We start from the raw sequence: 10,191 nt of genomic DNA, 5'->3' as shown, positions 1-10,191 counted from the left end.
CAGCGCGCCCACCACGCGGAACTGGAATCCGGGATAGATGAAGATTTCGGCCGAGCCGGTCATGGGGGCGATGCGCCCTTCCGGCGATTGCAGCGCGGCGTGCTCTAGGGTGCGGACGGTGGTGGTGCCCACGGCGACGATGCGACGGCCGTTCTGGCGGGCGCGCTCGATGGCCTGGGCGGCGGCCGGCGCGATCTGGAACCACTCGCGGTGCATCGTGTGCTCCTCGACGCGTTCGACGTGCAGCGGCTGGAAGGTACCCAGGCCGACGTGCAGGGTGATCTCGGCGGTCTCGATGCCGCGCGACTTCATCTCAGCGAGCACCTCGGGGGTGAAGTGCAGGCCGGCGGTTGGGGCGGCGGCCGATCCGCGCTCACGGGCATAGACGGTCTGGTAGCGCTCGCGGTCGGCGGGCTGGTCGGGGCGCGCGATGTAGGGCGGCAGAGGCACGTGGCCCAGGCGGTCGAGCAACGCGAAGAGGTCGGGGACGGGCTGGAAGCGCAGGATACGCTCGCCGAAGTCGCCGCGGGCCAGGATCTCGGCCTGGAGCTCGTCGTGCTCACCGAAGAAGAGACGCTCGCCCACACCCAGCTTGCGCCCGGGACGAACCAGGGCGTGCCAGGTGAGAGGGTTGCCCCCAGGGGTTCGGCTTCCCTCGTCATCGAGAACTGCAGATCCCTCGTCGCTGCGCTCCTCGGGATGACATTCCCCAAAGGATGCGGGAGAGGTCAGCAGGACCTCGACCCGGCCGCGGAGGAAGTCGCGGGAGGCGGGGTTGCGGGGGCTGAGAGGCTGGGCGCGAAGGCCGGCGCGGCGCCCGTAGAGGCGCGCGGGAAAGACGCGGGTGTTGTTGAAGACCACCAGGTCGGAGGGGCGGAGCAGGCCGGGGAGGTCACGGAAGCGGCGGTGGGCGAGGGCGCCAGTGGCGCGGTCGAGGTGCAGCAGGCGGGAGGCGGCGCGGTCGGCCAGCGGCTCCTGGGCGATGAGCTCAGGGGGGAGGTCGTAGTGGAAGTCGGAAACGAGCATCGGGCGATCCGGTGATCGGGTGATCGGGTGATCTGCGCGCACCTAACAGGTTACCGAACCATCCCGCAGCGATTGCGCGGAAAATGCCCACTAAGGTACGATACGCCCACTGTCACTTTCCGGGGTCCTCTGCAGCATGAACCGCGAGCGCCAGATCGGGCAAGAGATTGTGCGCGTGGGGCGAAGCCTGCACCAGCGCAGCTTCGTGGCCGCCACCGACGGCAACATCTCGGTGCGGCTGGACGCGAAGCGGGTGCTGGTGACACCCACGGCCATGAGCAAGGGCGTGATGAAGGCGCAGGACCTGGTGATCGTGGACATGGAAGGGTGCAAGCTGAAGGGCAAGCGCAACGTCTCCAGCGAGATCGGGATGCACCTGCTGATCTACCGGCTGCGCCCGGACGTGAACGCGGTGGTGCACGCGCATCCGCCCACCGCCACCGGCTACGCCGCCGCGGGGGTGCCCCTCAACGAGGCGCTGTGCTCGGAGGTGGTGATCGCGCTGGGCTCCGTCCCGCTGGCGCGCTACGGCACGCCCGGGACGCCGGAGCTGGCGGAAGCGCTGGCGCCGCTGGTCCCGGACCACGACGCCATCCTGATGGCCAACCACGGCGTGGTCAGCTACGGTGAGGACCTGGCCAAGGCTTACATGAAGATGGAAACGGTGGAGCACTTCGCGCAGATCGCGCTGGTGACCCACCTGCTGGGAAAACAACAGTTGCTGAGCCGGGAGGAAATCGGCAAACTGATGGTGGCCCGGGAGAAGTACGAGGGCACGGCGACGAACCATCGCGGGCCGAAGGCGGAGGCCGCGGCTTCCGGGGTAGGGAAGGCGTCGGGCCTGCGCTCCGGCCGCTGAGGCAACCAAGGGACCATGATCCTGGACCTGCTGATCGGGTTCTCCTACATCGTGATCGCGGCCATGCTGGTGTACCTGGTGCGGCGCGGGCGCCAGGAGGTCTTTTTCCGCATCACCTTCCTGTTGCTGGCGGTGTTCCTGGTGGCGTGCGCCGGTACCTATTACCTGGCGGTGGTTTCGCCGCATCGTCCCTTCGTCCAGCTCTCCCGCTATGTCAAGGTCATCACGGCGGTGGCTTCGCTGACCACGGCGGTGGTGCTGGCGGTGCTGGTGCCGCGCCTGCTGCGGGAGACCAAGACCACGCAACAGGTGCGGCGGGAGAGCGAGGAGCCCTTGCGCCTGCTGCTGGAGGGCGCCAAGGAACACTCCATCCTGATGCTGGACGCGGAGGGGCGGATCCTGACCTGGAACGCGGGCGCCGAGCACATCACCGGCTACCGCGCGGAGGAGATGATCGGGCAGCCCTTCGCGGCGCTTTCCCTGCCCGGGGACCAGGAGCGCAAGCTGCCGGAGGAGGAGCTGGAATCGGCGCGCGCCTTTGGGCGGGCGGAAACGGAAGGCTGGCGGGTGCGCAAGGACGGCAACCGCTTCTGGGCCAACGTGGTCATCACCGCACTGAAGGACGAAGAGGGCAACGTGCGCGGCTTCGCCAAGGTGATGCGCGACATGAGCGAGCGCCGGCGCGCGGAAGAGGCGCTGCGGGCCTCGGAGAAGCAGGCGGTGGTGGGACGGCTGGCCGCCATCGTGGCCCACGAGATCAACAATCCCCTGGAGGCGCTCACCAACCTCTTCTTCCTGCTGGGCGAGCACATCGGCGACGAGGGCCCGGCGCGCACCTACCTGGAGATGGCGCAGCAGGAGGTGGGCCGCATCGCCCACATCACCAAGCAGACCTTGGGCTTCTACCGGGAGAGCGCGGAGCCGGTGGCGGTGCGTCTCTCGGAGGTGCTGGAGGGAGTGATCAAGCTGCTGGGTCACCGCATCCAGTTGCGCAAGATCACGGTGACGCGGGAGTTCTTCGAGCCCAGCGAGGTCCAGGGTTTCCCGGTGGAGATGCGTCAGGTGTTCACCAACCTGGTGGGCAACGCGCTGGACGCGGTGGGGCACAACGGGACGGTGCGTATCCGCATCGCTCCCGCGCGCCACTGGCGCAATCCGCAGATCCGCGGAGTGCGGGTGCTCATCGCCGACAACGGCCACGGCATCAAGCCCGAGGACCGGCACCGCATCTTCGAGCCCTTCTTCACCACCAAGAGCGAGCACGGCACCGGGCTGGGACTGTGGGTGAGCGGCACCATCATCCACAAGCACGGGGGCAGCGTGAAGGTGCGCAGCAGCGTCCGCCCAGGACGCAGCGGCACCTGCTTCTCGGTCTTCCTGCCCAGCAGCGCCCAGCAGGCCGCGGAACTGCGCTTCGCGGGGTAAGGCAACTTCAAAGCAGCCACGGATTCTCACGGATCTTCACGGATTTGACTTGAAAGAATCTGATCCGTGGCAATCCGTGTCGATCGGTGGCTGACTTGAAGTTTGCACAGGCGGGTCGCCTGTGCCACACGTTCCCTAGTCTCCTCCCAGGCGCAGGCGCAGGCCGGCGCGGAAGTTGATGCCCAGCGCGGGAAAGCCCACGACCTCCTCGTAGTGGTGATCCAGGACGTTGTTGATGGTGGCGTAAGCCGTGACGTAGCGGTCGAGTTCGTACCAGCCGCCCAGGTCGAAGCGGGCATAGCCGGCGGTGTGGTCCACCGGCGGGACCGCGCCAAAGAGGAAGTCGGAGTCGGGGCGGCGGCCGACGAAGCTGCCGCCCAGGTCCGCGCCCCACTTCTTCCCCAAGTAGGTGAGCAGCAGCGAGCCGGCATGGCGCGGGCGCAGCAGCAGCGGCCTCCCGGGCGCGAAGAGCGGGTCGAAGAGAGAGAGCGGGGCCGCGAGCACCTGGGTGGAGGTGTAGAGGTAAGCGGCGTCGAGGCGCAGGCTGCGCCAGGGCCCGGCGTGGAAGACCACTTCGGCGCCGTGCGCCAGGCTTTGGTTCAGGTTCACGTACTGGCTGGTGAAGGTGGGCGGGCCGAAGGACTCGAAGGTGATGAGGTTGCGGAAGCTCTGGTTGAAGTAGGTGGCGGAGAGGGAGGCGTGGCCGCGGCCGAACTCCTGCTCCACGCCCGCTTCCAGCGAGCGGTTCTCCTCGGGCTGGAGCAGCGGATTGGGCAGGATGCCGAAGCCGCCGATGCCGAAAGACTCCTCGAAGCGCGGCTCTTTGATGCCCAAGCCGAAAGCGAAGCGCAGGCGCGTGCCGGAGAAGACCGTGCCGCCGCGTAGCACCTGCAGGCTGGCGGCCACGCGCGGCACCGCCTTGTTGCCGAAGCTCTCGTTGTGGACGAAGCGCACGCCCGCCACCAGCGACCAGCGCGCGCCGGTGAGGACCTGCTGGACGTAGAGGGCGTGGTTGCGGCGCAGGCCGTGGAAGCCGGCCACGAAGCCGGCGTCGTCCTCCAGGTCCGAGCCGTTCTCGTCCTCGAACTGGTAGCCGACGAGGGTGCGCGCCCAACTGCGCGGCGCGTACTCGCCCTGGTAGTCGAGCCCGGCGCGGTTGAACTGGAAGCGGCTCGAGAAGGGGCAGTCGAGGAAAAAGGGGATGCCGCAGGTGCGGTCGGGGACGCTGTCCTGGTTCAGGCGCTTCTGGTTGTACTCGAAGCCGGTGAGATGGTGCTGCCAGCGACCCGGGCCGGAGAAGTCGAGGCGGCCGCTGGCCAGGAAGTCGTTGTAGCGGGCGAACTGGTCGGCATCCGGGGGCAGCAGAGGTTGGCCGCCGAAGACCCACTCGTTCTGGTCGCCGGTGCGGCTGTTGGAGTGACGCGCGCGCAGGCGGAAGAAGACCCTGGGTGCGAGCGCCACGCCCAGGTTGCCGCCCTGAGCGGAGTTGGAGTAGTCGTCGTTCAGGCCCTGCCCGGCGGTGTTGAACTGGTCGGCGAAGAAATTGTAGTCGAGGCGGCCGTGAGCGCCGGCCAGGGAAGCGAAGCCGTGCGCGGTGCCCAGGTTGCCGCCGTCGGCGCCGAAGAGGAACTCGGGCGTGCGGGTGCGGCCGCTGGTGCTCCACAACTGGACCACGCTGGTCATGGCGTCGGAGCCGTAGAGGGTGCTCGCCGGGCCGCGCACGAACTCCAGGCGGTCCACGCCCGCCAGCGGCACCACCCCGAAGTTGAAGGTGCCGCCGGCCTCGTTGACGGGGACGCCATCGATGATGACCTTGTTGTAGCGGGACTCGCCGCCGCGCACGAAGAGCGAGGCCAGGCCGCCGTTCTGCCCGGCATTGCCGACCACCGCGCCGGGAAGGAAGCGCAGGGCTTCGTCGAGGGCGACCGGCTGCAGGGTCTGGAGCTGGCCGGCGTCGAGGGATTCGACCGGCGCGCCGGCCTCCTCGGTGGAGATGGGGGTGGCGGTGGCGGTGACCACCACGGTCTTCGCGGGACCGGCCACGGCGAGCTGCACGGGGACCGCAGCCTCGGTGGGAACGCGCACCGCCACGCTCTGGGGAGCGAAGCCGGGAGCCAGGACTTCGACGCGGTAGTCGCCGGGAGCGGGCGCGGGCAGAGCGGCCACGCCCTCGGCCGAGGTCCGGGCGACGGCCAGGGCGTCGCGGCCGCCGCTGTGGTAGAGGGTGACACGGGCGCCGGCCACGGCGGCGCCGCGGGGGTCGGTGACCTCGACCTTCAATTCCGCCGCCCGGGCAGAGAGCGAACTGAAGAGCAGGAGAAGCAGGAGCAACCGGGATGTGCGCATGACAGCCTCCTTTGCACGCGAAAGGGGTTGCTGGATGCGGTTCGAGCCGGTCTCCTGGCTTGACGAGTTGGGGCGAAGTGCAGCCCCTCGAGCGGCCGGCCTTCCCATGGCGAACGCCACAGTGGCCCAGGCCGCGAAAGCTTCTCGCTCACAGTTGCGCGGCAGCGCGGGATTCTCACCCGCTTTCCAGCCCCGCCTACGGTGAACGGGGCGCGCGAACCGAGGATGGAAAAGATCGTGGGCGGCGAGCGCCCGGGAACGAAACGAATGTATCGGTGAACGCACGCAGTGTCAACGGCGGCGGGACGAGTCACCCGCCCGAGCAGTGGGCGTTGTCTGGCCAGGCAGGTTGGGCTAGGATTCCCGGCCGTGGACATGCGGGAGCTCGCAGAGGTATATCGCAACAAGCCGAATGAGGAGCTCTTGCGGCTCGCGTTGACGCCAGAGGAGTTGACGCAGGATGCGAGCGTCGCCCTGGCGGACGAGCTGGCAAGGAGAGGCATCAACCGTCAGGCGGACTTGGAGGCCGCCCGGCGGGAGGAAGAGAAGCGCAAAGCCGAGGAGGAGAGGAACCTGGGTATGCTCGGCTTCTTGCCTCATCTGGGCGTCGGCCGCATGCGCTTCGGCAGGGCCAACCGCACCCAGGATCCTCAGACCGGGCGGGAGCGCTTCAAGACAACGATCTTCATAGTCTTGTTCTGGTTTCCGCTCATTCCTACCGCAACATACTTGGTCGAGCGGAAGCGGGGTTCGCCGGATGCCTTGACCGTGGTGGAAAAGCTCCCTCTCGACTGGGAGCAAGTCCTGACGGTGTGGGTGGTCGGAGCGGGCAGCATCCTAGCCATCATCTGGCTGATCAAGCTCATTACCTCGGATGCGGCTTGGACGTTCGTCCATCGTTATTGGCGGTAACAGCCCCCGGTGGAAACGGTCCTGCACTAGCCAACAGCCCGGTCCCTGCATTACAGTCCGAGGCAGGCCATGATCGGGCAGACCATCGGGCACTATCGCATCACCGCGGAGATCGGCCGCGGCGGCATGGGAGTGGTGTACGCCGCCGAAGACCTGAACCTGGGCCGTCAGGTCGCCATCAAGTTCCTGACCGCGGAGATGGGCGAGGATCCGGAGGCGCTGGAGCGCTTCCGGCGGGAGGCGCGGGCGGCCAGCGCTCTCAACCATCCCAACATCTGCACCATCTACGGCCTGGAGCGCGAGGGCGAGCGCAACTTCATCGTCATGGAGCTGATGGAGGGCCAGCCGCTCTCCGCGCGGCTGGCGGTGGGGGCGCTGCGTCTCGCCGACGTGCTTGACCTGGGCACGCAGATCGCCGACGCCCTCGACGCCGCCCATGCCAAGGGCATCGTCCACCGCGACATCAAGCCCGGCAACATCTTCGTGACCGCGCGCGGGCAGGCCAAGGTGCTCGATTTCGGCCTGGCCAAGCTCGCCCGCAAGCAGCACGTGGCCGAGACCATGCCCATGGGAGGCGGCCCGGCGTCGGATTCGGGCGTCACCCTCACCCAGGCGGGCTCGACCGTCGGCACCATCGCCTACATGTCGCCGGAGCAGGCCTGCGGGGAGGAGCTGGACGCGCGCTCCGACCTCTTCAGCCTGGGCGCGGTGCTCTACGAGATGGCCACTGGGAAGCTGCCCTTCCCCGGCACCAGCCCCGCCGTGGTCTTCAACCACATCCTGGAACATGCGCCGGTGCCGCCGCGGCGGCTCAACGAAAAGGTGCCGGAGCGCCTGGAGTTGATCCTCCTGCGCGCGCTGGAGAAGGACAAGGACCTGCGCTACCAGTCGGCCGCGGAGATGCGGGCGGAGCTGCGGCGGCTGGCGCGCGACTCCAGCTCCGGGAAGATGGCGGCAGCCGTACCCCCCAGCGTCACCGCCAAGGTCCCGTCGAGCTCGCAGATCCTGCTGGGCGAGGCCCGGCGGCACAAGTGGACGCTGGCCGGCGGGCTGCTGCTGGCCATCGCGCTCATCGCCGGCGCGTCGATCGGGATCTTCAAGTGGCTGGGGCACCCCGGCATCCCCTTCGACACGCAGAAGATGAAGATCACGCGGCTGACGCAGCATGGCCAGGCGGTCTACGCCGGCATCTCGCCCGACGGCAAGTACGTCGCCTACGTGCGGCGCGAGGGCGACCGCAGCCTGTGGGTGAAGGCGGTCAACACCGCCAGCCACATCCAGGTGATCCCGCCCGGCCCCGGCTTCTACCAGGCCGACATCTCCTTCACTCCCGACGGCGACTACGTCTACTTCGCGCACACCTCGGCCGACAACCCCGACCGGCTGGACCTGTACGCCGTGCCGACGCTGGGCGGTCCGATGAAGAAGGTCGTCGCGGACGTGTCGAGCGGCGTGACCTTCTCGCCCGACGGCAAGAAGATCGCCTTCATCCGGGGCGACGTGGTCGGGGGCCGGAGCCTGCTGATGATCGCCAACGCCGACGGCAGCGGCGAGCAGGAGCTGGGCGTCCGTACGGCCAAGGACCAGTTCGTGACCGCCGCCCCTTCCTGGTCGCCCGACGGCACGCTGCTGGCGGCGGCCGCCAATCACTTCGGCAAGGATGCTCTCATCGAGATCGCCGTGTACCGCGTCGCTGGCGGAAGCCCCACGCGCGTGCTCTCCCGACTCAACATCAACTCCGTGCGCTGGCTCACCGCCTCCGGTTTTCTGCTGGAAGCCGCCGACCTGGCGCACGGCTCGCGCACCCAGATCTACTACCAGCCCTATCCTGCGGGCGAGCCCCTGCGCTTCACCAGCGACCTCAACAGCTACCAGAGCATGAGCCTGGACGCGTCCCAGAGCACCCTCTCGGTCACCCAGGTGGAAACCGGCGACAATGTGTACCTGGCGCCCGCCTCCGATCCCGGCGCGATGCGCCAGGTCACCAACGACCGCGACCTGGGCCGGACGATCGCGTGGATCTCGGACAAGCGGCTGGCGGTGGAGACTCCCGACCTGCAGGCGCTGGCCCTCGATGCCGACGGCGGCAACCGCGAGACCATCGCGGAGGGCCGTCCCGCCGGCGCGCCCGTGAATTGCGGCCAGAACGCCGTCGTCCTGGAGCGTCTGGGCGAGGCCAACTCGGTCAATCTCTGGTACTTCAACCTGGCCGACGGCAGTTCCCGCCAGCTCACCCACGGCAACCTCAACGTGGAGCCCGGCTGCTCTCCCGACGGCAAGTTGCTGTACTTCACCTCGCTCGACGGCAGCATCGTGCGCATCATGAAGGTCCCCGTGGCCGGCGGCGAGCCAACCCTCTTCGGGCCCTCACCGGCGGGCCACCCGCTGGTCTCGCCCGATGGGACCTCCCTCCTGTTCGTCACCACCACCGGCCAAGGCGTCGCCCGCCAGGCCTTCTTCGCCATTCTCCGGCTCGCCGACGGCCAGGTGACCCAGCGCTGGCCGATCGGGGTGGGCGTGAACGCCGACCCCAGCTTGGCCTGGACGCCCGACAGCAAGGGCTTCGTCTACGCCGTGCTCCACGGCCAGAACAGCAACCTGTGGCTGCAGCCGCTCGACTCGGCCTCGCCGCGGCAGGTGACCCATCTCACCGCTCCCAACGACTACATCATTGCCGTCGCCTACTCGCCCGGCGGCAAGCAGATCGCCATCCTCCACGGCACCGAGAACATCGACGTCCTGCTGTTCACCGGCTTCCGCAAGTAGGGGGGCCGGCTGCGAAGATAGGGATACCCGGCGTTCAGACCGTGTGGCATGATTCACCCCTGGGGAGCGAACGTATGAGCGCGAGGCCGGGCCTGGCCGGGATGCTGATCGTGGCGGGGACGGCCACGCTGGTGGCGTGCCTCCAGAACACGGTCATGCTGGCCTTCGGCCTGAAGGAGATGGCCATCTTCTCCTTTCCCTTGTCTTTCCTCGGGATCTTCCTGGCCGAGATACTCTCCATCTGGGTGGGCTGTTTCTGCGCCTGGAGGTTCCTGCCCAAGCGGCGCGTCCTGGCTCTGACCGCGTGGGTGATGCTGACCCTGGGGACGGCCGAGGTGGCGCTCCCGGCGAGCTATTTCAGCACCTGGGTGCGGCACGCCCGGCGGGAGAGCGTCCTCAACCGCATCGCGCTGGATGGAAGCTCGATCGAAGCGCTCGCGTCCGATCGCGGAGGCCAGCGCTTCGCGCTCACCTATACACTCAGTTTCCCGAAGACCGGGCACTACCTGACCTTTCCAGCTTATCTGGGTCCTCCGGAGAAGCAGGTTTTCGGGGACTACTTCACCAAGGTGCATCCCGAATACTACGAGGACGACTACGTCTTCGAGGCCGGGAAGCCCTACAGCTTCACGGTGGTGTTCGACAGCGGCGGCAAGCCCATCGATTTCTCCCGGGAAAAGGCGAACATCGACATCTGCGACGGCAAGGGCTACTTCATGGCCTGCCGCATCATCTCCATCGGGCTGGAACAGGTGCCGGCCGTTCTGGCAGCGCACCCCTCGCCGGACCGGACCGAACCAGCCGTACCCGAGGACAACCTTAGGGACATCACCGAGAAGAGCATCCGGCTGGGGGAG

At 68.2% G+C, this 10,191-nt stretch carries 7 protein-coding genes and 1 riboswitch; of the genes, 5 read left to right on the top strand and 2 right to left on the bottom strand.

Features of this window, described 5'->3' with window-relative positions; all coding sequences use genetic code 11:
- A partial coding sequence (gene queA, locus VEG08_06355; GenBank protein ID HXZ27607.1) for a tRNA preQ1(34) S-adenosylmethionine ribosyltransferase-isomerase QueA occupies positions 1 to 1,026 on the bottom strand: 1,026 nt, incomplete at its 3' end.
- A gap of 136 nt (positions 1,027 to 1,162) precedes the next feature.
- Here queA and VEG08_06350 point away from each other — a divergent pair.
- Positions 1,163 to 1,885: a class II aldolase/adducin family protein gene (locus tag VEG08_06350; protein HXZ27606.1), complete on the top strand. Its 723-nt coding sequence runs from the start codon at positions 1,163 to 1,165 to the stop codon at positions 1,883 to 1,885.
- Between the two features lie 15 nt (positions 1,886 to 1,900).
- Positions 1,901 to 3,310: an ATP-binding protein gene (locus tag VEG08_06345; protein ID HXZ27605.1), complete on the top strand. Its 1,410-nt coding sequence runs from the start codon at positions 1,901 to 1,903 to the stop codon at positions 3,308 to 3,310.
- Positions 3,311 to 3,445: 135 nt separating this feature from the next.
- On the opposite strand, the gene VEG08_06340 is transcribed toward VEG08_06345, so the two are convergent.
- Positions 3,446 to 5,656, bottom strand: coding sequence for a TonB-dependent receptor (locus tag VEG08_06340; protein HXZ27604.1), 2,211 nt, complete (start codon positions 5,654 to 5,656; stop codon positions 3,446 to 3,448).
- A 26-nt stretch (positions 5,657 to 5,682) separates the two neighbouring features.
- Positions 5,683 to 5,889: riboswitch (cobalamin riboswitch) on the bottom strand.
- 136 nt (positions 5,890 to 6,025) lie between these two features.
- Here VEG08_06340 and VEG08_06335 point away from each other — a divergent pair.
- The 3 genes from VEG08_06335 to VEG08_06325 form a co-directional block, all read left to right on the top strand.
- Entirely contained in the window at positions 6,026 to 6,568 is a 543-nt protein-coding gene (locus tag VEG08_06335) for a hypothetical protein (protein ID HXZ27603.1), read from the top strand.
- A 69-nt stretch (positions 6,569 to 6,637) separates the two neighbouring features.
- Positions 6,638 to 9,334 carry a protein kinase gene (locus VEG08_06330; protein ID HXZ27602.1) on the top strand — a complete coding sequence of 899 codons (2,697 nt, stop codon included), beginning with the start codon at positions 6,638 to 6,640 and terminating at the stop codon, positions 9,332 to 9,334.
- 74 nt (positions 9,335 to 9,408) lie between these two features.
- Positions 9,409 to 10,191: hypothetical protein (locus VEG08_06325; protein HXZ27601.1), on the top strand; the 783-nt coding region annotated here is incomplete at its 3' end.

Source organism: Terriglobales bacterium (assembly GCA_035624475.1).
In the GTDB taxonomy this organism is placed as follows: domain Bacteria; phylum Acidobacteriota; class Terriglobia; order Terriglobales; family Acidobacteriaceae; genus DASPRL01.
Note: the sequence above shows the minus strand (reverse complement) of the source record. Positions and strands in the feature narration are given on the sequence as shown.

Excerpts from the sequence above, each read along its gene's own strand:
- VEG08_06350 (HXZ27606.1), top strand. The coding sequence starts at position 1,163 with ATGAACCGCGAGCGCCAGATCGGGCAAGAGATTGTGCGCGTGGGGCGA.
- VEG08_06345 (HXZ27605.1), top strand. The coding sequence starts at position 1,901 with ATGATCCTGGACCTGCTGATCGGGTTCTCCTACATCGTGATCGCGGCC.
- VEG08_06340 (HXZ27604.1), bottom strand. The coding sequence starts at position 5,656 with ATGCGCACATCCCGGTTGCTCCTGCTTCTCCTGCTCTTCAGTTCGCTC.
- VEG08_06330 (HXZ27602.1), top strand. The coding sequence starts at position 6,638 with ATGATCGGGCAGACCATCGGGCACTATCGCATCACCGCGGAGATCGGC.